18 protein-coding genes and 1 pseudogene are annotated in these 24,647 nt (G+C 59.9%); 10 read left to right on the forward strand and 9 right to left on the reverse strand.

Features of this window, described 5'->3' with window-relative positions; translation table 11 throughout:
• Nucleotide 1: 1 nt before the first annotated feature.
• Nucleotides 2-931 carry a 1,2-phenylacetyl-CoA epoxidase subunit PaaA gene (gene paaA, locus NWP14_RS05810; protein WP_375214964.1) on the reverse strand — a complete coding sequence of 310 codons (930 nt, stop codon included), beginning with the start codon at nucleotides 929-931 and terminating at the stop codon, nucleotides 2-4.
• Nucleotides 932-1,216: 285 nt separating this feature from the next.
• Between paaA and paaZ the strand changes: the two genes are divergently transcribed.
• Nucleotides 1,217-3,262: a phenylacetic acid degradation bifunctional protein PaaZ gene (paaZ, locus tag NWP14_RS05815; protein WP_375214965.1), complete on the forward strand. Its 2,046-nt coding sequence runs from the start codon at nucleotides 1,217-1,219 to the stop codon at nucleotides 3,260-3,262.
• A 188-nt stretch (nucleotides 3,263-3,450) separates the two neighbouring features.
• Nucleotides 3,451-5,718, forward strand: a complete 2,268-nt coding sequence (tynA, locus tag NWP14_RS05820) for a primary-amine oxidase (RefSeq protein ID WP_375214966.1) — start codon at nucleotides 3,451-3,453, stop codon at nucleotides 5,716-5,718.
• 72 nt (nucleotides 5,719-5,790) lie between these two features.
• Here the strand turns inward: tynA and NWP14_RS05825 are convergent, their stop codons facing one another.
• The 4 genes from NWP14_RS05825 to NWP14_RS05840 form a co-directional block, all read right to left on the reverse strand.
• The gene (locus NWP14_RS05825) at nucleotides 5,791-6,735 is read right to left on the reverse strand and encodes a zinc-dependent alcohol dehydrogenase family protein (protein WP_375214967.1); all 945 of its coding nucleotides are present in this window, start codon (nucleotides 6,733-6,735) and stop codon (nucleotides 5,791-5,793) included.
• A gap of 72 nt (nucleotides 6,736-6,807) precedes the next feature.
• Entirely contained in the window at nucleotides 6,808-7,698 is an 891-nt protein-coding gene (locus tag NWP14_RS05830) for an oxidoreductase (RefSeq protein WP_331835357.1), read from the reverse strand.
• Between the two features lie 127 nt (nucleotides 7,699-7,825).
• Nucleotides 7,826-9,355 carry a DUF2235 domain-containing protein gene (locus NWP14_RS05835; RefSeq protein WP_375214968.1) on the reverse strand — a complete coding sequence of 510 codons (1,530 nt, stop codon included), beginning with the start codon at nucleotides 9,353-9,355 and terminating at the stop codon, nucleotides 7,826-7,828.
• A gap of 463 nt (nucleotides 9,356-9,818) precedes the next feature.
• On the reverse strand, nucleotides 9,819-11,318 hold the full coding sequence (locus NWP14_RS05840) for an aldehyde dehydrogenase family protein (protein WP_331835359.1): 1,500 nt from the start codon (nucleotides 11,316-11,318) through the stop codon (nucleotides 9,819-9,821).
• A 234-nt stretch (nucleotides 11,319-11,552) separates the two neighbouring features.
• On the opposite strand from NWP14_RS05840, the gene feaR reads away from it, so the two are divergent.
• Complete coding sequence (feaR, locus tag NWP14_RS05845) at nucleotides 11,553-12,461, forward strand: transcriptional regulator FeaR (protein ID WP_375214969.1); 909 nt, start codon at nucleotides 11,553-11,555, stop codon at nucleotides 12,459-12,461.
• On the opposite strand, the gene NWP14_RS05850 is transcribed toward feaR, so the two are convergent.
• Genes NWP14_RS05850 through NWP14_RS05860 form a run of 3 tightly spaced genes read right to left on the reverse strand, consistent with a single transcriptional unit; the run spans nucleotide 12,462 to nucleotide 15,638 of the window.
• The gene (locus NWP14_RS05850; protein WP_331835360.1) at nucleotides 12,462-12,785 is read right to left on the reverse strand and encodes a YdbL family protein; all 324 of its coding nucleotides are present in this window, start codon (nucleotides 12,783-12,785) and stop codon (nucleotides 12,462-12,464) included. It lies immediately after the preceding gene.
• 7 nt (nucleotides 12,786-12,792) lie between these two features.
• Nucleotides 12,793-12,963, reverse strand: coding sequence for a YnbE family lipoprotein (locus tag NWP14_RS05855; RefSeq protein WP_370461201.1), 171 nt, complete (start codon nucleotides 12,961-12,963; stop codon nucleotides 12,793-12,795).
• Nucleotides 12,964-12,977: 14 nt separating this feature from the next.
• Nucleotides 12,978-15,638 carry a YdbH family protein gene (locus NWP14_RS05860; protein WP_375214970.1) on the reverse strand — a complete coding sequence of 887 codons (2,661 nt, stop codon included), beginning with the start codon at nucleotides 15,636-15,638 and terminating at the stop codon, nucleotides 12,978-12,980.
• 214 nt (nucleotides 15,639-15,852) lie between these two features.
• On the opposite strand from NWP14_RS05860, the gene NWP14_RS05865 reads away from it, so the two are divergent.
• The 3 genes from NWP14_RS05865 to hslJ all read left to right on the forward strand — a co-directional run bounded on the left by NWP14_RS05865 (nucleotide 15,853) and on the right by hslJ (nucleotide 18,035).
• Nucleotides 15,853-16,353, forward strand: coding sequence for a DedA family protein (locus tag NWP14_RS05865; RefSeq protein ID WP_095097233.1), 501 nt, complete (start codon nucleotides 15,853-15,855; stop codon nucleotides 16,351-16,353).
• A gap of 147 nt (nucleotides 16,354-16,500) precedes the next feature.
• Complete coding sequence (locus NWP14_RS05870) at nucleotides 16,501-17,490, forward strand: 2-hydroxyacid dehydrogenase (protein ID WP_375214971.1); 990 nt, start codon at nucleotides 16,501-16,503, stop codon at nucleotides 17,488-17,490.
• A 122-nt stretch (nucleotides 17,491-17,612) separates the two neighbouring features.
• Complete coding sequence (gene hslJ / locus NWP14_RS05875) at nucleotides 17,613-18,035, forward strand: heat shock protein HslJ (protein ID WP_375214972.1); 423 nt, start codon at nucleotides 17,613-17,615, stop codon at nucleotides 18,033-18,035.
• Between the two features lie 74 nt (nucleotides 18,036-18,109).
• Here hslJ and NWP14_RS05880 read toward each other — a convergent pair whose 3' ends face one another.
• Nucleotides 18,110-18,376 carry a DUF333 domain-containing protein gene (locus tag NWP14_RS05880; RefSeq protein ID WP_041145253.1) on the reverse strand — a complete coding sequence of 89 codons (267 nt, stop codon included), beginning with the start codon at nucleotides 18,374-18,376 and terminating at the stop codon, nucleotides 18,110-18,112.
• 549 nt (nucleotides 18,377-18,925) lie between these two features.
• Here NWP14_RS05880 and nifJ point away from each other — a divergent pair.
• From nifJ to uspF, 4 genes and pseudogenes are all read left to right on the forward strand, one after another.
• Nucleotides 18,926-22,453, forward strand: a complete 3,528-nt coding sequence (gene nifJ / locus NWP14_RS05885) for a pyruvate:ferredoxin (flavodoxin) oxidoreductase (protein ID WP_375214973.1) — start codon at nucleotides 18,926-18,928, stop codon at nucleotides 22,451-22,453.
• A gap of 386 nt (nucleotides 22,454-22,839) precedes the next feature.
• Nucleotides 22,840-23,498: pseudogene (locus NWP14_RS05890) on the forward strand (porin); the annotation flags it as partial.
• 145 nt (nucleotides 23,499-23,643) lie between these two features.
• Nucleotides 23,644-23,856: a KTSC domain-containing protein gene (locus tag NWP14_RS05895; protein ID WP_095097208.1), complete on the forward strand. Its 213-nt coding sequence runs from the start codon at nucleotides 23,644-23,646 to the stop codon at nucleotides 23,854-23,856.
• Between the two features lie 81 nt (nucleotides 23,857-23,937).
• Nucleotides 23,938-24,372, forward strand: a complete 435-nt coding sequence (gene uspF / locus NWP14_RS05900; RefSeq protein ID WP_095097205.1) for a universal stress protein UspF — start codon at nucleotides 23,938-23,940, stop codon at nucleotides 24,370-24,372.
• Nucleotides 24,373-24,647: the final 275 nt, after the last annotated feature.

Consider the following 24,647-nt stretch of genomic DNA (forward strand, 5'->3'; position numbering starts at 1 on the left):
CTTACGCCGCGTCGCGGGAGTGTTGTTTTTGCGCATGGGCCAGCGCGGCTTCCCGCACCCATGCCCCCTCTTCCCAGGCTTTACGCCTGGCGGCCAGCCGTTCGTGGTTGCAAATCCCGCGGCCGCTGATCACCTCGTGAAGCTCCTGCCAGTCGATTTCGCCAGAGCGGTAGCGTCCGGTGGCTTCGTCAAACTGCAAATCGGGGTCCGGTACCCGCATGCCGAGGATCGCCACCTGCGGCACGGTGTTGTCGATAAAGCGCTGGCGCAGCTCGTCGTTGGAGTGCAGCTTGATCTTCCACGCCATGCTGCGCGCGCTGTTGGGCGAGCTGTCATCGCTGGGGCCAAACATCATCAGCGCCGGCCACCAGAAGCGGTCGATCGCGTCCTGCAGCATCTGCCGCTGCTCATAGCTGCCCTGGGCCAGCACCATGCAGGCTTCAAATCCCTGGCGCTGATGGAAGCTCTCCTCTTTGCAGATTTTGACCATCGCCCTGGCGTAGGGGCCGTAGGAGGTGCGGCACAGGGCGACCTGGTTGACGATGGCGGCGCCGTCCACCAGCCAGCCGATCACGCCGATATCCGCCCAGCTCAGCGTGGGGTAGTTAAAAATGGAGGAGTACTTCATCCGCCCGTCGAGCATCTTCTGATAGAGATCTTCCCGGGCGCAGCCGAGGGTTTCCGCCGCGCTGTATAAATAGAGGCCGTGGCCGGCCTCATCCTGCACTTTTGCCAGCAGGATCGCCTTGCGGCGCAGGGTCGGCGCGCGGGTGATCCAGTTCCCTTCCGGCAGCATGCCGACGATTTCGGAGTGCGCGTGCTGGCCAATCTGGCGGATCAGCGTCTGGCGATAGGCGTCAGGCATCCAGTCCTGCGGTTCGATGGCCGTATCCTGCGCGATGCGCTGGTCAAAGCGTTGTTGTTCTGTCACGTCATCACCTTTATGATTCCTGTAAATTCAATAAATCAGTTTTTATGAATCACTTTGTTTTATAAAAGTTACACTCTGGTTAAATAAAACCACAAATTTTGTTTGTTCTTTTTGTGACGATCGCCGCAAAACATTCCGTAACCAGCGTAAATACAGCAACATACAGCCCACCCTTACGGCATCATCGATCACAATGTTAATAAATTATTAAATATAGGCTTGCATTTAATGATTCATAAAATAACTATTTATAGATATTTCACGTAACACATCTGGAGATTCGCGATGCAGCAGTTAGCCAGCTACTTATCCGGCGCCTGGCAGACCGGCCGGGGCCGCACCCGTACTATTCACCACGCCATCAGCGGCGAGGCGCTGTGGGGCGTCACCAGCGAAGGGCTGGATATGGCGCAGGCGCGCCGCTTTGCCATCGAGCGCGGCGGCAAAGCGCTGCAGGCTATGACCTTTATTGAGCGCAGCGCGATGCTCAAGGCGGTGGCCAAACACCTGCTGGATCATAAGGCCGATTTTTACGCCATTTCGGCGCAAACCGGGGCGACCCGCGCCGACAGCTGGGTCGATATCGAAGGCGGCATCGGCACGCTGTTTACCTACGCCGGGCTGGGCAGCCGGGAGCTGCCGGACGATAACCTGTGGCCGGAAGATGAGCTGATTCCGCTATCAAAACAGGGAGGCTTCGCCGCCCGCCACGTGCTGACCTCGAAGTCCGGCGTAGCGGTGCATATCAACGCCTTTAACTTCCCCTGCTGGGGGATGCTGGAGAAGCTGGCGCCAACCTGGCTGGCCGGGATGCCGGCGATCGTCAAGCCGGCCACCGCCACCGCTCAGCTGACCCAGGCGATGGTGAAGTCCATCGTTGACAGCGGCCTGGTGCCGGAAGGCGCCCTCAGCCTGATTTGCGGCGGCGCGGGGGATCTGCTCGAGCGTCTCGATAGCCAGGACGTGGTGACCTTCACCGGCTCCGCCGCCACCGGCCAGCAGCTGCGCGTGCACCCGAACCTGGTGACGAAATCCATCCCCTTCACCATGGAGGCCGACTCGCTGAACTGCTGCGTGCTGGGGGATGACGTCACCCCGGAGCAGCCGGAGTTCGCGCTGTTTATTCGCGAAGTGGTGCGCGAAATGACCGCTAAAGCCGGACAGAAATGTACCGCTATCCGCCGGATTATCGTGCCGCAGGCGCAGGTCAGCGCGGTGAGCGAGGCGCTGATCGCCCGCCTGCAGAAGGTGGTGGTTGGCGACCCGGCGCAGGAAGGGGTCAAAATGGGCGCGCTGGTGAATAGCGATCAGCGCCGGGACGTGCAGGAGAACGTCAATACGCTGATTGCGGCCGGCTGCGAGATCCGCCTCGGCGGCCGGGCGGACCTCAGCGCCGCCGGGGCCTTTTTCCCGCCGACGCTGCTGTTCTGCCCGCAGCCGGATGAAACGCCGGCGGTGCACGCCATCGAAGCCTTCGGCCCGGTGGCGACCCTGATGCCGTACCAAAACCGCGAGCACGCCCTGGCCCTCGCCCGGGCGGGCGAAGGTAGCCTGGTGGCGACGCTGGTCACCGCCAGCGGCGAGCTGGCGCGAGAATTTATTCTCGCCGCCGCCCGCTCGCACGGACGTATTCAGGTGCTCAACGAAGAGTCGTCGACCGAGTCCACCGGCCACGGCTCCCCGCTGCCGCAGCTGGTTCACGGCGGTCCGGGCCGCGCGGGGGGCGGCGAGGAGCTCGGCGGTCTCAGATCGGTGAAACACTATATGCAGCGCACAGCGATTCAAGGCAGCCCGACCATGCTGACCGCCATCTCCAGACAATGGGTTCGCGGCGCGCAGGTGGCTGAGGACCGCATCCATCCGTTCCGCAAATATTTCGAAGAGATCCAGCCCGGCGATAGCCTGCTGACTCCGCGCCGCACGCTTACTGAGGCGGATATCGTCAATTTTGCCTGCCTGAGCGGCGACCACTTCTACGCCCACATGGATAAAATCGCCGCCGCCGAGTCGATTTTCGGCGAGCGCGTGGTGCACGGTTATTTCCTGATCTCCGCGGCCGCCGGGCTGTTCGTCGACGCCGGCGTCGGGCCGGTTATCGCCAACTACGGCATGGAAAACCTGCGCTTTATCGAGCCGGTGAAGCCGGGAGACACCATCCAGGTGCGCCTGACCTGCAAGCGCAAAACGGTCAAGCGCCAGCGTACGGCGGAAGAGCAAGCCACCGGCGTCGTCGAGTGGGCGGTTGAGATTTTTAACCAGCACCAGCAGCCGGTGGCGCTCTACTCCATTCTGACCCTCGTTGCCCGCCAGCACGGCGATTTCCCGGCCTGACGGCAAATCAACCGCTCCATCGCCCCGGAACATGGCCGCTACGCCCTGCCCGGGGCATAACTGGCAAATCTGACAAACAACCTGGCAAGAGCAAACAAACGCCTGATGGCCCGGCGCTGATAGCTTAGTGCTACTGAAGCCGACTTTCGCAGCGGCAAGGCACAACACAACAATAAGACGAGGTCACAATGGCAAACGGCTCGATTCTTTCCCCGCGTAAAACGGCTTTGGCCCTGGCGGTCGCCCTGTTTTGCGCCTGGCAGACGCCGGTACTGGCGCACGGTAGCGAAGCGCATATGGTTCCGATGGACAAGACGCTGCAGGAGTTTGGCGCCGACGTGCAGTGGGACGACTATGCCCAAATGTTTACGCTGATCAAAGACGGCGCCTATGTCAAAGTGAAACCCGGCGCCAAAACGGCCATCGTCAACGGCAAGCCGCTTAACCTGCAGGTTCCGGTAGTGATGAAAGAGGGGAAAGCGTGGGTTTCCGAGACCTTTATCAACGACGTGTTCCAGTCCGGCCTCGATCAAACCTTCCAGGTTGAAAAACGCCCCCACCCGCTCAACTCCTTAACCTCGGCGGAAATCAGCAAAGCGGTCACCATCGTCAAAGCGGCGCCGGAGTTCAAGCCGAATACGCGCTTCACCGAAATCTCCCTGCACGAGCCGGATAAAGCGGCGGTGTGGGCTTTCGCCCTGAACGGCACCGCCGTGGACGCCCCGCGCACCGCCGACGTGGTGATGCTCGACGGTAAGCACGTTATCGAGAGCGTGGTCGATTTACAGAACAAGAAAATCCTCTCGTGGAAAGCGATTAAAGACGCCCACGGCATGGTGCTGCTCGACGACTTCGCCAGCGTGCAAAACATCATCAACGCCAGCGATGAGTTTGCCGCGGTGCTGAAAAAGCACGGCATCACCGACACCAAAAAGGTGATTACCACTCCGCTGACCGTCGGCTACTTTGACGGCAAAGATGGCCTGAAACAGGACGCGCGGCTGCTGAAGGTGGTGAGCTATCTGGATACCGGCGACGGCAACTACTGGGCGCACCCGATTGAGAACCTGGTGGCGGTGGTCGACCTTGAGCAGAAGAAAATCATCAAGATTGAGGAAGGTCCGGTGATCCCGGTGCCGATGGAGTCCCGCCCTTACGACGGCCGCGACCGCGTGAAGCCGGCGGTCAAGCCGCTGGATATCACCGAGCCGGAGGGCAAAAACTACACCATCACCGGCGATATGATCCACTGGCAGAACTGGGATTTCCACCTGCGGCTGAACTCGCGCGTCGGGCCGATCTTGTCCACCGTGACCTATAACGACAACGGTAAAAAGCGCCAGGTGATGTACGAAGGCTCCCTCGGCGGGATGATTGTCCCGTACGGCGATCCGGACGTGGGCTGGTACTTTAAGGCCTATCTCGACTCCGGTGATTACGGTATGGGCACCCTGACCTCGCCTATCGTGCGCGGCAAAGACGCCCCGGCCAACTCGGTGCTGCTGGATGAAACCATCGCCGACTATACCGGCGCGCCAACCACCATCCCACGCGCCGTGGCGATCTTCGAACGCTATGCCGGGCCTGAATATAAGCATCAGGAGATGGGTCAGCCCAACGTCAGCACCGAGCGCCGCGAGCTGGTGGTTCGTTGGATCAGCACCGTCGGCAACTATGACTACATTTTTGACTGGGTATTCCACGAGAACGGCACCATCGGCATCGATGCGGGAGCCACCGGGATTGAAGCCGTGAAGGGCGTACTGGCGAAGACCATGCACGATCCGAGCGCCAAGGAGGATACCCGCTACGGGACGCTGATCGACCATAATATCGTCGGCACCACCCATCAGCATATCTACAACTTCCGCCTGGATCTCGACGTCGACGGCGAGAATAACAGCCTGGTGGCGATGGACCCGGAAGTGAAGCCGAATACCGCCGGCGGCCCGCGGACCAGCACCATGCAGATTAACCAGTACGCCATCGATACGGAACAGAAAGCGGCGCAGAAATTTGATCCGGGCACGATCCGCCTGCTGAGCAACACCACGAAAGAAAACCGGATGGGCAACCCGGTGTCGTACCAGATAATCCCTTACGCCGGTGGGACGCATCCGGTGGCGACCGGCGCCAAGTTTGCCCCCGATGAGTGGATTTATCATCGTCTGAGCTTTATGGATAAGCAGCTGTGGGTCACCCGCTATCATCAGGAAGAGCGCTACCCGGAAGGCAAGTATCCTAACCGTTCGATTCACGATACCGGCCTTGGTCAGTACGCGAAAGATAACGAGTCGCTGGACAACCATGATGACGTGGTCTGGATAACCACCGGCACCACCCACGTGGCGCGTGCCGAAGAGTGGCCGATTATGCCTACCGAATGGGCCCACGCGCTGCTGAAGCCGTGGAACTTCTTCGACGAAACCCCGACTCTCGGCGAGAAGAAGAAGTAACCGCAGCGCCGCCGGAGAGGACTCCGGCGGCGTTATCTATATCTACGGCAACCCGGAGAGAGCCTCCCGGGGCTAACTGAAATCGAGCAGGATTTTGCTCTCTCTTCCCTGCCGGCGGCTGGCGACGATGGCTTCCTGCCAGCGCTGAAAAGGCAGCACCTGCGCCGCGGGCATGATGGTCTGAGGCAACAGCCGCCAGATGTCGCTAAACGCCGCCCGCCACTCATCGACGCCTGACGCCGGCAGCGCCTCGCGCAGATGAAATTTACTCACCCGCGCGCCGTCGCGCGATTGCGTCAGCGGCGCGCCGGAAAGCAGGCCGTAGGAGATCAGCGTCGAAGATGCCGGCAGCATAGCCAGCATCTCGCTGGAGGACTCGCCGCCCACCGCATCAAACAGCAGATCGGTCTGCTGGAGCACCTGACCGAGCATGCCGCGATCCGTCGTCATCAGCGGATAAACCCCCTGCCGCTCCAGCCCGGCGCGATGCTGCGCGGAACGAATCACCCCGCACACCGAACGCGCGCCCATCCGCAGCGCCCACTGGCCCAGCAGGCTGGCGCAGGATGAGGCGGCGGCGGTCAGCACGATATTCTTCCCCGCCACCGGCCAGCGTCTGAGCATCAGCAGCGCGGTCAGGGGATTGATATAGCCCCGCGCGGCGAGCCTGTCGTCAATCCCGTCCGGCACCGGCACCAGCCACTCCCCGGCGATATCCAGATAGCTCTGCCAGGTTCCTTCGCCGCGCAGCGGCAGCACGCGCTGGCCGGGCGCAGCGCCCGAGTCCGGCGATGCTGCGACCACCACGCCCACCCCTTCATAGCCGGCAACGGCGGGAAGCGTCGTGCGGTGGCGGTAGGCGCCGGTGACGGGGATGAGATCGGAAGGATTAAGCGGCGCATAGCGCATTTGCACGCGTACTTTCCCCGCCGCCAGCGCCGGCAGAGGCTGCGTTTGCAGGGTCAGCACGCGCTCAGGCGGCCCGTAACGATGGTAGCAGATGGCGTGGTTGAGCATATTCCGCACGGCACAATAAAAGCAGGATAATAGCAGAGTCTGCGCCTCGAATTCCTGCGGTCATTGTGTCCCTCAGCCCGGCCCGTCGCTGGCGGCGGCCAGCAGCGGTACGATAAGATCGCTCAGCGGCGTCGGGATGCCGTGCTGGCGCCCGCGTCGCTGCACCACGCCGTTGCGGATATCCCACTCCAGCGGCAGCCCGGCCTCGCGGTCGATCAGGATGGAGGTACTCAGATCGGCCGGCGCGCGGTGAAAGACCTCAACGATCTCCTGCGGCACGCTATCGCTTAATATTGCGCCCTCGGCGCGCGCAACGCTCAGGCATTCGCGCAGATAGGCTAAGGCCACGCCGGTAATATCCTCCCGGGCAAACATGCCGGCGCGACGCCCCGCCAGCACCATCAGGCCGGCGACGGCGTTCTGCAGCAGCTTGCGCCACGCAACGGTAGTGAAATCAGCGGCCAGATCCACAGAGCAGCGGGTCCCGCGCAGCGCGTCCTGCACCAGCCGAGCCTGCGCGGTGTCGGGTAGCGTCAGCCCCGGGGCCGCGCGCAGCCAGACGGAGGCAGCTTCTTCCCGCAGCGCCGGAAACCACACCACGGCAGGCAGCACCGCGGCGCCCGCAACCCTGGCGGCAAACTGCTCCTGCTGTTCAACGCCGTTTTGCAGCACGCATACCAGCGTATTTTTATCGCACAGCGCCGTCAGCCATGCGGCAATACCGTCAATCTGCGTCGCCTTCACCGCCACGAAAACCAGATCGAACGGGCGAGCAATAGCCGCAGGATCGGTCAGCACCGGTCCGGGCACGCTAATCTGTCCGCCGTCGAAACGCAGCGATAGCTGCTGATGAGCGGTACGCCCGCAAACCACCGGCGTACGCCCGACCTCATGCAGCGCAGCCGCGATGGTGGTACCGATGGCGCCGGGGCCAATAAGCGCAACTGCAGGTTGCTTCGACATGACTATCGCCTCCTGATGGGTATTTCCCGCCCTGACGGCGAGAAGAGAAAACAAACAGTAGCGACAAATCACCGCCTTCAGCAAGTCCCGGTCCGCAGAAAACGATTATTCACGGCCTGGGGCCGGTTTAACGGCTGATGGTCAGGGAGACGCTGCCGCGGTTGTTATCGTACATCTGCCAGGCGTCGTTGGCCCAGGCGTATAAATAGCCGCTTTTGGCCGGCGTAAAGCGACATTCGCTGCCAATGACAAAGATCTGATGCAGCTGCTGAGGAACGGCAGGCGCGGCGGCGGCGCTATTGGCGACCACGCCAATTAACGCGAACCACGGCGCCGTGCCAACGCGTCTGCTCAGCCAAAAATCGACGTCCTGATTTTTGGTCGCCCCTTTCCACAGCATCTCCAGCTTATCGGTTACGGAAGCCAGGATCTGCGCCGCCTCGCCGGGATAAAACTTCCCGTCGTCGGTGCCGTCGGCATCGCAGGGAATCGAGCTGTCCATCCATTTTCCCGAAGCGCTAAACCGGTACTCTACGCCCGCCTCCAGCCAAACTCCGGTTTCGTTCCAGCGTTCACGGGCAAAGACGTCAAGCGTCACCGGATGCCCGGACGTCAGCGCCCTGAGGCGCCGGTAGCTTCCGTGGAGCAGCGAAGGCTGGCTTTGACGCCGCACAACGCTGTCATCAATATCGGCGCTGCCTGCCACAATCTGCGGCACCCCGCGCGGGCAGGTGTGCAGCAGCTTAAACACCCCGGTCACCGAATCGTGCAGCAGGCCCTGAGCGTCGGGCCTGAGCTGGGTAGCGATATCAGGGTGCAGCTCAAGGCCGAGATCGCGCGCTTCGGACATCATCCACTGCAGAGGGATATCCGATAGTCCGCACTGCGCGTAGCCGCCGCCAACGTCCGAGTGCACGCCGACGAACCAGCGCTGCTTCACCCGCGGGTTTGCCGCCACGTTATCCCACAGCGTCGGGATAAAGCTTTGCCGCTGCTCGTCCAGCGCCAGCGCGTGGCGGGCGTTTTTGACGATCGGGCTTAAGGAGGTATCGTGGAACGCATACTTTTTCGGGTCGTCCAGCAGGTTGGCTAAGGCCAGATCGTCAGGGATCCCCAGCGAGCCCACCGTTTCCCAGACGCCAATAAAATAGATCGGCACGCTCTCTTTGGTGGGATTTCCCGTGGCGACCTCATAGAAGGGCCGCCCGACGCTGGCAATCACCGCCGACGCGCTGGCCGCCGGCTGGCGGTAAAGGCTGAACAGATCGTTGATGTCCTCCCAGACTTTGTCGTCGCCGGTTCCGGCTCCGCCGGCATTTAATAAACCGCAGCGTGAAATCATTCCTCCAAGGCTTCTTACCGTATAAGCCCCGCGGCTAAAGCCAAATAACCATATTTTATCGCCGGGTCGATAGTTGGTGGCCAGCCAGTAATAGGCGCTAATAATATTTTTATCCAGACCGTCGCCTATGCCGCCGCCAATATAACGATCGACCATGCCGCCGTCGGTGCCAACGCCGGGATGATAATAAACGCGCTGGCCGCTATTTTCCGCCACGGCGTTGCGCAGTTTGACCACGTTCGTCGGCGCGGGTTTGCCATCATCAAGCTGCTGGGGCGTATTCCAGGTACCGTCACAAAAGACCAGTAAGTTCATATGAACCTCATCGACAGGCCGTGTTAGAAGGGGGGGAACAAATTAAAAATAGCAGACTGTAATCGATTCAGGAGAACAATAAAAAACGCCCGGCGACTCCCGGATTGTTTAGCAGCAGGCGCCGACGGAGCATTTGGCTGGCACGTCAATCAAGTCAACGTTATTACGGGGATCATCATGAGGACAGCAACTCACCGGCCGTCGTGGTGAACGATTTATGCAAAATAAATTCATTAAGCCAGCCGCAAAAGCTGGAGGTTATATTTAAAACCTGCGCCGGATATGAGGAAAATATAATTTTCTGGTATAAAAAAGTGAAAAAAAGCGCCGACGCTCTTTATTGCTTTTATTCACGGTATTAGCGGTGATTGCCACTATTGCCGGAGAGCAAAGATGGGCGTTAGGGCGATACCGCGCCTGTAATCCGCGCCGGTAGCCGGATTGCAGGCGCCGGGCTCAGCGGCTAATAGCGCACGCAGACCGATTTCGTTTCACACCAGTCATCCAGCCAGTCCGGGCCGAAGTCGCGCCCGGTGCCGGACTGCTTCATTCCGCCAAACGGCAGGTTGGCGTCGATAAGCGTATGGCTGTTGACCCATACCGTGCCCGCCTGCAGGCGCTCGGTGTAGCTCAGCGCCTGGCTCAAATCGCCGGTCCAGACGCTGGCCGTCAGGCCAAAGTCGCTGTCGTTGGCGAGACGCAGCGCCTCTTCGCCATCGGCGACGCGCACCAGGTTCACCACCGGACCAAAGACCTCCTCTCTGCTGAGCCGCAGCCCGGCATCGGGGTTAATCACCAGCGTCGGCGCAATGTAGTAGCCCTTGCCGTCCGGCCCGCGGCTGCCGGTAATCAGCTCGGCGTTCTGCTGCCGCGCCTGATCGAGATAGGCGGCGACTTTGTCGCAGTGCGCCCGGGAGACCACCGGGTTAATGTGGGTTGACTCCAGCATTCCCGGACCGACCTGTAGCGACTTCACCGCCTGCTCAAAGCCGCTCACCAGGGTATCGAACAGCGGCGCTTCGATATAGATCCGCGAGCTGGCGGCGCACACCTGCCCCTGATTGAGGAAGCTGCCGGTCATCAGCCCTTCAATCACCCACTCCGGATTGGCGTCTTTCAGGACAATGGCCGGGTTTTTACCGCCCAGCTCAAGCGTGACGCGGGTCAGCCGGTCGGCGGCCACGCGGGCAATCTGCTTGCCGGTCGCCGTCGAACCGGTAAAGCTCACCTTTGCCACCTGCGGATGCGAGGTTAACGCCGCGCCGCACTCCGCCCCGCTGCCGGTAACCACGTTAAATACGCCGTCCGGCACGCCGGCTTCGCTCGCCAGCTCTGCCACGCGCAGCAGGGTCAACGGCGTCGTTTCCGAGGGCTTAATCACGATGGAGCAGCCTGCCGCCAGCGCCGGCATCACCTTCCACATGCCGATCATCAGCGGGAAGTTCCACGGCACGATCCCCGCCACCACCCCGACCGGCTCCTTGCGGGTCCACGCCTGGTAGCGCGCGCCCTGCGGGAACGGAATCGACACGTCCAGCGTGCGGCCGCTGATCTTGGTGGTCAGCCCGGCGGTATAGCGCATCCAGTTCAGCGTGCAGCCGACTTCAAAGGCGCGGGAGATGTTAATCGATTTGCCCTGTTCCAGCGTCTCCAGCTGCGCCAGCTCCTCGCCGTGCTGCTCCACCAGGTCGGCAAAGCGCAGCAAAATACGTTCACGATCGGCCGGGGTGCGTCCGGCCCAGCTGCGGGAGACAAACGCGCGCCACGCCGACATCACGGCGCGGTCAACGTCCGCGGCGCCGGCATCCGCCGTGCTGGCGATGGCCTCTCCGGTCGCCGGGTTCCAGACGGTCAGCCGCTTATCGCTCTGCGCCGCCTGCTGGCTGCCGTCGATATACACGCCATGCTGCCGGTCTAAAAACTGCTGTACGCTGGCAAGCAGCGCTACCTGTGCTGTGGACATATCGCTTCCTTATTCCTCACGGATCGTGAATTCAGTCTACGACGCGCTCAGGCTGCACGCTTTTTTCTCTGTGACATTCGTTTTTGCCGCTGTGACAGCCGCCGCAATTAGGCATATTGCGCGGGCAAAAATGTGCCTCAGGTAATAGTTCTTTCATATACTCCGCGCTTCGCTCTTGTTTGGCGCAGCGTAAATGCAACAATGCGAAAACATTATTATTACAAGAGACGAGCTATGGCGGCGGCAGATAACGGACAGGACTACCAGCACTGGTTGGCGAAAATCAATCAGGTCTGCGGACATTTTGCCGCGCGTCCCCTCGACAGCGACTTTCACGGGGAGATAGATGCCAGCTATGCCGGCAATCTCAAGGTCAGCACCGTCACCGCGCGCGGCGTCAATCTCTACCGCACCCGCAACGAAATCAAGCGCGATAACGATGCCTGGTTTTATACCGTGTTCCAGCTCTCCGGCCAGGCGGCCATTGAGCAGGACGATCGTCAGGTGGTGCTGGAAGCGGGCGATATCACGCTGATCGATGCCTCCCGCCCCTGTTCAATCTTCTGGCAGCAAACATCGCGCCAGGCGTCGCTGCTGCTGCCCCGCCAGCTGCTGGAGCAGCAGCTGCGCGGGATCGAAATCCGCGTCGTCACCCGGCTGGAGAAATCCCTGCCGATGGTGCAGCTAAGCCAGCGCCTGCTGCACGAAAGCATGAGCAGCCCGGCGCTTTCGCAGAGCGAGAGCGAGGCCGCGCTGGAGGCCATCGTCTGCCTGCTGCGCCCGATGCTGCACCATCACGATGGGCAGCCGTCGCGTCGGGAGAAGCAGTTTCAGAAAATTATGGCTTTGATTGATGAGTCGATTCAGGCGGAGCATCTGCGCCCGGAGTGGCTGGCCAGCGAAACGGGGATGTCGGTGCGCAGCCTCTACCGGCTGTTCGCCGATAAGGGGCTGGTGGTGGCCCAGTATATTAAGAACCGGCGTCTGGATCTTTGCGCCCGGGCGCTGAGCAACGCCCACGATGATGAAAAGCTGGCGGGGATCGGCTATCGCTGGGGATTTAGCGACCATAGCCACTTCTCGACCGCCTTTAAGCAGCGCTTCGGCGTTTCGCCGGGAGAGTACCGCAAACGCTGCCGCTGATTATTTACGCAGCCATTTGCCGTTCAGGCCCTGCACGTATTCACCCGGCTGCGCCCGCGTAACCAGCTTCTGGCCGGCCATTTTCGCCACCTCATCCACCGGCAGGTTGTTATCATCCGCCAGCCGCTGATAGCCTTCGCTGCGCGCGGCGTTGATCTGCTTCACCAGATCCAGGGTTTCCCGATCCTGGCGCAGCGGGGCAAGATAGCCGCTGAGCGTTTCGCCAACCCGTCCCTGCTCCCGCGCCTCGCCGAGCGTCAGGGCCATCGCCGAGGTGCTAAAGAGCGCCAGCGCCAGGGCGGTCGTCAACAGTCGTTTTCTCATCGCCACCTCAGAATAGATCGCTACGCGACTTGAGCAGATCCTCAACGTCCTTATCCACTTTAATATGAATCTCATGCTCAATTTTGACATTCATATTGATGGTGATCGGCTCCTTCGATGCCGCAATCTCAATCCGCGGCGTACAGCCCGTCAGCAGTATCGTCGTTGCCAGCAGCATCGTTAGCAATTTTATCATCGTTGTTCCTTAGAGCCTGTCCCAACAGGCGTACAGTGTTGCTTATCCTTACAGCGCTGAGCGGGAAGCGCCGCATTCTGTTCAAGCCATGCCTGCAGGTTGTCGCCGAAGCGCAGGCTGCGCCACAGGTCAAAAATGTTCTCTTCATGAGAGTAGTTGAGATGCACCGTATTACTTCTCTCCCCGACGCGGCTGGTGCCGCTAATCGTCGCCTGCAGCGTCAGGACGCCCAGATTATCGAGATTAATGCGCGTCCACGAGCGGGCGATCTCCATATAGCGCAGCCAGTTAATCGCCGCGCCCGCCGAAATATTGTCTTTAACCATCGCATCGGCCATATCCTGGTCGAGCCGCAGGGTCATCGGGCCGGGGTTGCTCAACCAGCCGTCCTTGATTATCCATTTGTCATTATCCAGCCACAGCGGCAGCGCGCCGTTAAAGGCCCCGGACATGGCGAACTGTTTGGTATTCACCGCGCTCACCAGCTCGCTGCTGGAGATGTGCCGCAGGCGCAGCAGCGCCGGATCGCGCTGCGGCATGCGCAGCTGCTGCATGGTCAGTTGGCCGCCGAGAATATCGACGCTGACGTTACTTAGCTGTAGCGGGTTGCTTTCGCTCCAGGGGTATGATCCCTGCAGGTCGGCGGAGAGATTACGCGCCGTCACCTGGTTGATTATCTCGCCGATGCGCAGCGAAACCGGCCGCCGGGTGCCGAGCTGCCAGGTCCCCTGGCTGAAGCGAAACGGCAGCACGAAATCGACGCCGTTGATCTGATTATCCGGCATCCAGGCGCTACCGCCTTTCAGTACCCCGTGCCCGCCGGCCTCAAAGCCCTGATCGGCGGCGGCAGAGAAGGCCACCTGGGCGTACAGCGACCCTTCGCGCAGGTTCATTTTCCACTCCGGCGGCAGCAGCGGCTGGAAGACGGTCAGCGACTGCTTCGGCCACCACGCCTGGCCGCGCAGACGCTCGCCGTCCCAGCGGCCGGCCAGCCGCACGGGGCCGATTTTATCGGCGTGCAGCGAACCGTTAAACTGGAACCAGGTCGGGTCGCGCCCGTTGAGGCTAAATTTCAGCGTCGAGGGCGGCAGTTCGCTGCCGCTGCTAAAGCTGGTTTTGCCGGCATCCAGCGACAGTGCGCCGGTCAGCTTCGGATGCTGTTCGTCGCGCAGCCAGCGGATCGGCTGTTCCAGGGTCAGCCGAGGGGAGCTGACCAGCATGGTGCCGTACTGCAGCTTATCAAATCCGGTGGACAGGCTGTTCAGGACGATGGCGCTGTCCACCCACTCTCCCGCGCCCTTCACGTCCCAACGCGCCTGCATCGGCGTGAAGTGGCCGTCGCCCCAGTAGCGCCACTGCCAGCGGCCGCGGTCGGGCATAAAATTGTCGGCCTTGCCGTCAAGATGCAGCGTGAAGTCGCCCATCTCCTGCTCGTGAGCGCGCAGAATAGCCTGCAGCCGGCCGTCCACGCCCTGCCGGGTAACCTGTACCCCCGCCAGCGGCAGGCGTATTTCATCAATATTCAGTGAGTCAATCACCCGCCCGCGCGAACGCAGCAGCGCGCCGGGGTGGAAAGTCAGCTCCGGCGCGGTAAGCGGGCCGCTCAGCCTGGCCGGCAGCGCGGCGTAAACGATAAGATCCCCGAGCTTCGCCTCGCCGGTCAGCCGCAGCGGCATATCGCTGCTATCCATGCTCAGCTTGCCGGGGCCCACGTTCAGAACCGCGTTGCCCTTCCCGGCCTCCCCTTGGGTCAGCACGTTCAGGCGCCCGCTGACCTGCATATTCTCGGTTCCCAGCTGCCAGTCGTCGACCGCCAGCGCCACGCGGCCGCTCAGCGGATAGCCGGCATATTCGGTGCTCCAGCGACCATCGCTAATCGCAATGCGTTCGGGGGTAATTTCCCACGGCAGGTCGAGCATCGGCTGCACCTCACCCCGCGGCGTCACCAGCAGCTGCCCACGGTTTTTCTGCCACTCCAGCTCGGCGTCAACCAGCCCCGGCTCCTGCGGAAATTCAAAGGTGCTCAGCAGATGGCCGTCAACCGGGAAACCGTCCGGCACCAGCGGCATATGGAACTCGCCGACCAGCCTGACCGGAGCCTGGCCTTCAACCAGCCGCGCGGAGAAGTCGCTGACGGTCAGCGCCTGACCGCGCAGGCGGGCCTGCACGCTGACCTCAGGCCCGCTGTAGCCGATATCCTGCTGCGTCGGCGTCAGCGACATCACCAGCCGCCCCTGCCATTTTTCCCACGGCGACAGGCGCAGGTTCTCAATGGTCAGCCAGCTATAGGGCAGCATGGACTGCCATTCCGCCAGGGTACGCGGCGCGCCGGGCGCGGGTTCACTCTCCGGGAGCTTGCTCAGGCAGACGCTGTTGATATCCAGTTCATCGAGATGCAGGCGCCAGCGGCTGGGGTGGGAAAGTTCGGCATTGGTGACTCTTGCCAGCTCGCAGTCGCCAACCATGTAACGTAAATCGGGGATACGCAGCGCGGTGCGCGTCAGGCGCGGGCTGTCGGTAAGCGAGATCCGGGTCCCCGCCGGGAGCCAGATCCCGGCCAGCGTCGGCACCCAGTGGGTCAGCGTAGACAGTAGCGCCAACGGGAGCAAAAGGAGAGCTAACACCAGCGCGATAGCGGCTTTATATTTACCCTTCATGGGCGCTTAATATCCTGAATCAACAATAGTATATGCCGAATGTAGCGCTTATTGTGGCACGTTCGACCAGTGAGTTAAAGTTTGCGTCCTGCCTAAGAATAGCCGCTGCGCCGCCATCGTCGCGACGATTTTCGACCCGCCGCTGATTTAGCCTTCATTTAGCCAGTCCCTGTCACACTGGCTGTTCGTCATCAGAGCAGGCCGGAGGGGGAGCGTGGCGTTTATCTACTCGCTGATTGAGTCGGCACAGAGCCACTATGCGCTGCTACTGCTGCTGGTGTTCCTGCTGACGTTTATTAAATCCTGCGCCATCGTCTCGCTGCTGGTGCCCGGCACGTCCGGCCTGCTGCTGCTCGGCACCCTCGCGTCCGCCAGCCTCGGGCATTTTTTGCTAATGTGGCTCAGCGCCGGGCTCGGGGCAATCGGCGGATTCTGGCTCTCCTGGCTGGCAGGACGCCGCTACCGGCACCATCTCCACCGCCTGCGCTGGCTTAGCGCCGAGCGCCTCGCCCGCAGCCAGCTGTTTTTGCGCCGCCACGGGGCCTGGGCGGTATTTTTCAGCCGCTTCCTTTCTCCGCTGCGCGCCACCCTTCCGCTCGCCAGCGGGGCCAGCGGCACCTCTTTCTGGCGCTTTCAGCTCGCCAACGTCAGCTCCGGCCTGCTGTGGCCGCTGATCCTGCTGGCGCCCGGCGCCTTTAGCTTCAGCCTGGGGTAAAAACGCATTATGTTTTAAAGCGATACCTCGGCGCAGAGATATACTCTAGAATTATGATTATAACCTGTTATTTAAACTAATTTTTAAGAATTGTACGATTATTTTAAATATGCTACCGTGACGGTATAATCACTGGAGAAAAGTCTTATGAAAATCGCTGTGTATAGTACAAAGCAGTACGATAAAAAGTACCTTCAGCATGTTAATGATACATATGGCTTTGAACTCGAGTTCTTCGATTTCCTGTTAACTGAAAAAACCGCGAAAACGGCCAACGGCTGCGAGGCGGTGTGCATTTTCGTTAACGATGACGGCAGCCGCCCGGTGCTGGAAGAGCTGAAGTCGCACGGCGTGAAGTACATCGCCCTGCGCTGCGCCGGCTTTAATAACGTCGATCTGGATGCGGCCAAAGAGCTGGGCCTGCGGGTGGTGCGCGTGCCGGCCTATTCGCCGGAAGCGGTCGCCGAGCACGCCATCGGGATGATGATGTCGCTGAACCGCCGCATTCACCGCGCCTATCAGCGTACCCGCGATGCCAACTTCTCCCTCGAAGGCTTAACCGGCTTCACCATGTACGGTAAAACCGCCGGCGTTATCGGTACCGGGAAAATCGGCGTGGCGGCCCTGCGGATCCTGAAAGGATTTGGCATGCGCCTGCTGGCGTTCGATCCATACCCAAGCGCCACCGCGCTGGATCTCGGCGTCGAGTACGTTGATCTGCAGACGCTGTACGCGCAGTCGGACGTGATCTCTTTGCACTGCCCGCTGACCGATGAGAACTATCATCTGCTGAACCATGCGGCATTCGATCGGATGAAGGATGGCGTGATGATCATCAACACCAGCCGCGGCGCGTTGATTGATTCGCAGGCGGCCATCGACGCCCTGAAGCATCAGAAAATCGGCGCGCTGGGGATGGACGTCTATGAGAACGAGCGCGATCTGTTCTTCGAAGATAAATCCAACGACGTGATTCAGGATGACGTGTTCCGCCGCCTGTCGGCCTGCCATAACGTGCTGTTCACCGGGCATCAGGCGTTCCTCACCGCCGAGGCGTTAATCAGTATTTCGCAAACCACCCTCGACAACCTGCGCCAGGTTGACGCCGGTGAAACCTGCGCCAACGCGCTGGTCTGATATCCTTCCCCTTTTGTGCCCTCCCCCTGCGGGGGGCACATTCAGATAAGCCCCACAGAATTTGCCTGCAGTACAGTTACACTCCGCTTACCTAAAAGATGTGAAATATTTCTGGAGAAAAAATGAATAAGTTTGCTGCACTGCTGGCGGCAGGAATGCTGCTTTCCGGCTGCGTATATAACAGCAAGGTGTCCACCAGCGCGGAGCAGCTTCAGCACCATCGGTTTGTCCTGACCAGCGTCAACGGTCAGCCGCTCAAGGAGGGCTCGAAGCCGCTGGAGCTGAGCTTTGGCGAGAAGACGTTCGTCTCAGGCAATATGTGCAACCGCTTTAGCGGCGAAGGCAAGGTGTCGGATGGCGAGCTGAAGGTCAAAGCGCTGGCGATGACCCGGATGCTGTGCGCTGACCCGCAGCTTAACGAGCTGGACGCCACGCTCGGCAAAATGCTGCGCGACGGGGCGCAGGTCGATCTCACCGAAAATCAGCTGACGCTGGCGACCGCCGATCGGACGTTAGTGTATAAGCTCGCCGATCTGGTTCACTAATTCTACGGGCCGGCTGGCGCGCGTCGGCGCCGCGGGCACGATGCCCGCAGAGGACGTCCGTATGGGGCTGATGCTTAGTAGTTACCGCAGCTGCCGCCGGCCAGCGCCTGCTCGCTGCAGCGCTTGCCGTTAGGCAGCGCGCACATCCCTATCGCCGAGCCGTCCAGCTGACGCGCCACCGACAGCGAGCCGCCAATCATCGCGCAGTTTGCCTGCCCGGTACTGCTCATCGCAGCACGCATGCCCGGTGATACGTGGGCCGCTGTCGCCTGCTGAACAGGTTCACTACTGCAGGCCGACAGTAATAACGCGGCACATCCAACTAAAAACGCAGCTCGCATCGTCTCTCCCCTCGGAAACATCTTAAAATAAACAAACCCAAGAATAATAGGCAGCCCGGCGCCCGACGTCGAGAGGTGAAACAGGTATTTATGCGCCACATTAACATTTTCTAGCAAATTTCCCGGCGGATCGCCGATTTTGAGTAAGGTGGCACGCCTGTTCCTGCGGATAAGCCGCCGCATAAACGCCTGCTGAAGCAAAAATTATCGCTGGATAACCATTCCACCACCGACGCCTTTGCCAGCCGCAGGCACGCCGATCTTCGGCGCCCGGCTTAGGAGCTGGTTTTCCGCGCAGCGCTGGCGCTTTAGCGCCCTTGCGCCCGGAGAATTTATGCTAACGGGATAATAATCAGCAGGATATCGATCACCGCTTCTCCTCGCCCGGCCCGCCGGCGGGGGGAGTTTTATGGATCAATTTGTGCACTCGAAAGACGCACAACTTCAAGGGCATACCGAAAGCCCCTATACTCACTACTTATAATTACAGGATCCGCCGCCGTTTTGCGGGTCCCTTCTTTTGTTTGCGCAATGTTAGGGTCTCTTTTTATGATTACTATCGACGGTAATGGCGCGGCCGCTTCTGTCGCGTTTCGCACCAGTGAAGTTATCGCCATCTACCCCATTACCCCCAGCTCAACGATGGCCGAGCAGGCCGACGCCTGGGCCGGTAACGGGCTAAAAAACATCTGGGGCGACGTACCTCGGGTGGTCGAAATGCAGTCGGAAGCCGGGGCTATCGGCGCCGTGCACGGGGCTTTACAAACCGGCGCCCTCTCGACGTCCTTTACCTCCTCGCAGGGTCTGCTGCTGATGATCCCGACGCTGTACAAACTGGCCGGTCAGCTGATGCCGTTTGTCCTGCACGTCGCCGCGCGTACCGTCGCGACCCATGCGCTGTCCATTTTCGGCGATCACTCGGACGTAATGGCCGTGCGGCAGACCGGCTGCGCGATGCTCTGCGCGAGCAACGTCCAGGAGGCGCAGGATTTTGCCCTGATTTCCCATATTGCGACCCTCAAAAGCCGGGTGCCGTTCATCCATTTCTTTGACGGCTTCCGCACCTCGCACGAAATCAACAAAATCGCGCCGCTGGCGGATGACACCATCCGCAGCCTGCTGCCGCAGAATGAAATCGACGCCCATCGCCTGCGCGCGCTGAATCCTGAACATCCGGTAATTCGCGGAACCTCCGCTAACCCGGATACCTATTTCCAGTCCCGTGAGGCCACCAACCCGTGGTACGACGCGGTCTACGACCATGTCGAAACGGCAATGGACGATTTCGCTACCGCCACCGGCCGTCGCTATAAGCCGTTCGAATTCTATGGCCATCCGCAGGCTGAACGGGTGATTGTGGTGATGGGTTCCGCCATCGGCACCTGCGAAGAAGTGGTGGACGAACTGCTCGGCCGCGGCGAAAAAGTCGGCGTGCTGAAAGTGCGCCTCTACCGCCCCTTCTCCGCCGCCCACCTGCTGGAAGCGCTGCCGGAAAGCGCGCGCGCGGTCGCCGTGCTGGACCGCACCAAAGAGCCCGGCGCCCAGGCAGAGCCGCTGTACCTCGACATCATGACCGCGCTGGCGGAGGCGTTTAACCGCGGGGAACGCGAAACGCTGCCGCGCACCATCGGCGGGCGCTATGGCCTGTCGTCAAAAGAGTTCGGCCCGGAGTGCGTGCTGGCCGTGTTTAACGAGCTGAGCGCGGCCAAACCGAAACCGCGCTTTACCGTCGGTATCTATGACGATGTCACCAACCTCTCCCTGCCGCTGGGGGAAAATACCCTGCCGTCGGAGGCGAAGCTGGAAGCGCTGTTCTACGGTCTGGGCAGCGACGGTAGCGTATCGGCCACCAAGAACAACATCAAAATCATCGGCAACTCGACGCCGTGGTTCTCGCAGGGCTATTTCGTCTACGATTCGAAAAAGGCCGGCGGGCTGACCGTTTCGCACCTGCGCGTCAGCGAGAAGCCGATTCGCTCTTCCTACCTGATCTCGCAGGCCGATTTCGTCGGCTGTCATCAGCTGCAGTTTATCGATAAATATCAGATGGTGGAGCGGCTGAAGCCCGGCGGGATTTTCCTGCTGAATACGCCGTACGCCGCCGATGAGGCGTGGTCGCGCCTGCCGCAGGAAGTGCAGGCGATGCTTAACCAGAAGCAGGCGCGCTTTTATGTCGTCAACGCCGCCAAAATTGCCCGCGAATGCAGCCTCGGCGCGCGTATCAACACCGTGATGCAGATGGCGTTCTTCCATCTGACGCAAATTCTCCCGGGCGACAGCGCGCTGGCCGAGCTGCAGGGCGCGATTGCCAAAAGCTATAGCAGCAAAGGTCAGGAGCTGGTTGAGCGCAACTGGCAGGCGCTGGCGATGGCCCGCGAGTCGCTGGCCGAAGTGCCGCTGCAGCAGGTCAACGCCGCCAGCCCAAACCGCCCGCCGGTGGTCTCCGATTCCGCGCCGGACTTTGTCAAAACCGTCACCGCCGCCATGCTGGCCGGACTCGGCGATGCGCTGCCGGTCTCCGCTCTGCCGCCGGACGGCACCTGGCCGATGGGCACCACCCGTTGGGAAAAACGCAATATCGCCGAAGAGATCCCTATCTGGAAAGAGGAGCTGTGTACCCAGTGTAACCACTGCGTCGCGGCCTGCCCGCACTCGGCAATCCGCGCCAAGGTTATCTCCCCGGAGGCGATGGAAACGGCCCCGGCCAGCCTGCATTCGCTGGATGTGAAATCCCGCGATATGCGCGGACAGAAATACGTTCTGCAGGTGGCGCCGGAAGATTGTACCGGCTGTAATCTGTGCGTTGAGGTTTGCCCGGCTAAAGACCGGCAGAACCCGGAGATCAAGGCCATCAATATGATGTCGCGCCTTGAGCACGTTGAGGAGGAGAAGGTCAATTACGACTTCTTCCTCAACCTGCCGGAGATCGACCGCAACGCGCTGGAGCGCATTGATATTCGTACCTCTCAGCTGATAAGCCCGCTGTTTGAGTACTCCGGCGCCTGCTCCGGCTGCGGCGAAACGCCTTACATCAAGCTGCTGACCCAGCTGTACGGCGACCGGATGCTGATCGCCAACGCCACCGGATGCTCGTCTATTTACGGCGGTAACCTGCCGTCAACGCCGTATACCACCGACGCCAACGGGCGCGGCCCGGCATGGGCCAACTCTTTATTTGAAGATAACGCCGAATTTGGCCTTGGCTTCCGCCTCTCCGTGGATCAGCATCGTCAACGGGTGATGCGCCTGCTGGCGCAGTTTGCCGATACGATCCCGGCGGAGCTGAACGCTGCCCTGCACGCCGAGGCCGCTCCTGACGTCCGTCGTGAGCAGGTGGCGGAGCTGCGCCGCGCGCTGGCCGGCGTTGAGGGAGCGCAGGAGCTGCTGACCGACGCCGACGCGCTGGTGGAAAAATCGATCTGGCTGATCGGCGGCGACGGCTGGGCCTACGATATCGGCTTCGGCGGCCTCGACCACGTGCTGAGCCTGACCGAGAACGTCAATATTTTGGTTCTCGACACCCAGTGCTATTCCAACACCGGCGGCCAGGCATCGAAGGCCACGCCGCTCGGCGCGGTCACCAAATTTGGCGAGCACGGTAAGCGTAAATCGCGCAAAGACCTCGGCGTCAGCATGATGATGTACGGCCACGTCTACGTGGCGCAGATTTCGCTGGGCGCCCAGCTTAATCAGACGGTGAAAGCGATTCAGGAAGCAGAGGCCTATCCGGGACCGTCGCTGATTATCGCCTATAGCCCATGCGAAGAGCACGGTTACGATCTGGCGCTGAGCCACGATCAGATGCGCCAGCTGACCGCGACCGGGTTCTGGCCGCTGTACCGCTTCGATCCGCGCCGCGCGGATGAAGGTAAGCTCCCGCTGGCGCTGGACTCTCGCCCGCCGTCAGACGCGCTGGCGGAAACGTTGCTAAACGAGCAGCGCTTCCGTCGCCTCAACGCGCAGCAGCCGGAGGTGGCAGAGCAGCTGTGGCAGGATGCCGCGGCGGATCTGCAAAAGCGCTATGACTTCCTTGCCCGGATGGCCGGTAAAGCGGAGAAACCCACCGTCGAAAGCTAATTTTCACTGCGCCTGAGCGTTGCCATAAAAAAAGCCCGAATACATATTCGGGCTTGTCATTTTATCGTTTAAATAGTCCGTAACAGGACACCAAAATGCGGCAACCAAGAATCTGCTGACAATAAACAAAGGCATATAACGCGCGAATAATATCTCATTAATCTGCCGCCGTATAATTTTTATTTTATATGTATTGCATTGATAGATTCACTAAAACTATCACCGCAGCAGCGGCGTTATTTATTTTAGACTTTACTCATAGCGAAGCATTTTATATCCCCCATAACTTAACACCCTTCATTTTCAATAATCCAATATCTTCGCAGGAAGTCAAAAAAAAACATTAAAAGATTCTCCAAATAAAAAGAAAGCACTGACCACCATTAGTAGATGGCTTACATTATTTCTCCGATGATACGTATTCTGATGACGATATGAGCTGTATCCGTCCTGGCTTCACAGGCGAAGCTTATATTAGCTGTCTGCTGACCGGCTACGGCCAATGGGAATATAACGCTCAGGCCAATAATAGCGGATCAGAGACTAACCACGCCTGGATCCGTCTGGCATTCGCCGGTCTGAAATTTGGCGAGTACCGACCGTACCAACGAGCAGACCAACCCGCCGGCGGCGACAAGGCCGACGCCTGGAGCACCGGCCTGAAATATGACGCCAGCAATATCTCCCTACTCTGAAACCCGCAATATGACCCCTTACGGCAACCAGAACGGTGCGATCGCCAACAAAACGCAGAACGTTGCAGTCACCGCTCAGTATCCGTTCGATTTTGGCCTGCGTCCGGCCGTCTCTTTCCTGATGTCGAAAGGTAGAGGCCTGAACAACATCGACGGCGACAAAGATCTGGTGAAGTATGCCGATATCGGCGCGACCTATTACTTTAGCCATGTCCACCTATGTCGATGACAGAATCAGCCTGCTGGATAAAAACGACAGCTTCTACGCAAACAGCGGCATCGGCATCGGCATCGGCATCGGCATCGGCACAGATGATGCCGTGTCTCCAGGCCTGGTCTACCAGTTCTGATGCCGCGGCCCGCTGGCGACGGCGGGTCCGCGCCTCCCTTTCTGCCGACATTTTAACCAAATCAAAACAATATACCTGTTGTGTTAAAATAGTCGTCCAGTGGATGATATATTGCTTAAAAGACCGCTCGTAAAGGACGCCAGCAATGCATCATCATCCCGTAAAATCATCCCGAATTACTTCCGTCGCCTACGACGAAACCTCCGGCATCCTTGAAATACGTTTTCGTGACAATAAAACTCTGCAGTACTGCAACGTACCACCGCGGGTTTTTCACAACTTTCTGCAGGTGGTTTCCAAAGGTCGGTTTTATGACGGGGTTATCAAAGGTAAATTTACCGAACGCCCCGTGGTCTGAAGCCAAAGTGTGACCCTGGTCATTGTACATATCGCCCCTGAATGTCGTACACTTTTAAAGGTTAATTAAACAGGAGGTTTTATGACTAGAATAATTCTTGTACCCATAGATATTTCCGATACAGAATTAACTCAACGCGTTATCAGCCACGTTGAAGCCGAAGCACGGATTGATGATGCGGAAGTCCACTTTCTGACCGTGATCCCCTCTCTTCCCTATTATGCCTCGCTGGGCATGGCCTATACCGCAGAGATGCCGCCGATGGATGAGTTCAAAGCGGATTCTGAAACGCGGCTGAAAGAGGTGGTGAAGCAGTTTTCCATCCCTGAAGACCGGGTGCATTTCCATATTGCCGAAGGTTCGCCGAAAGACAACATTCTGGGGCTGGCGAAGTCGCTGCCGGCAGATTTAGTCATCATCGCCTCTCACCGCCCGGATATCACGACCTACCTGCTCGGCTCTAACGCCGCGGCCGTCGTGCGTCATGCCGAGTGCTCCGTACTGGTTGTCCGCTAACCTCTTCAGCCCGCCGCCGGTGCGGGCTTTTTATCTTAATCCGCCACCGATTAAACTCTCTTAAATGTGCTGACATCCCCGGCGCGAATCCGTACCATACACGCCACAGACTGATACTCATCAACGTCAGACGCCATTAGTTGCCGCCGTCAGCAACGCTGTTGGCAGAATAATAGCTTTCCTGTAAATGTTGTGATTAATAGTTAGCCCTACAGCAGTCTGCTTCGAGCCTGGAGCAGACTTTTGCATGCAGGAAATGGATTAAATATTCAACT

Source organism: Klebsiella sp. C349492, assembly GCF_042055345.1.
Classification (GTDB): domain Bacteria; phylum Pseudomonadota; class Gammaproteobacteria; order Enterobacterales; family Enterobacteriaceae; genus Klebsiella; species Klebsiella scottii.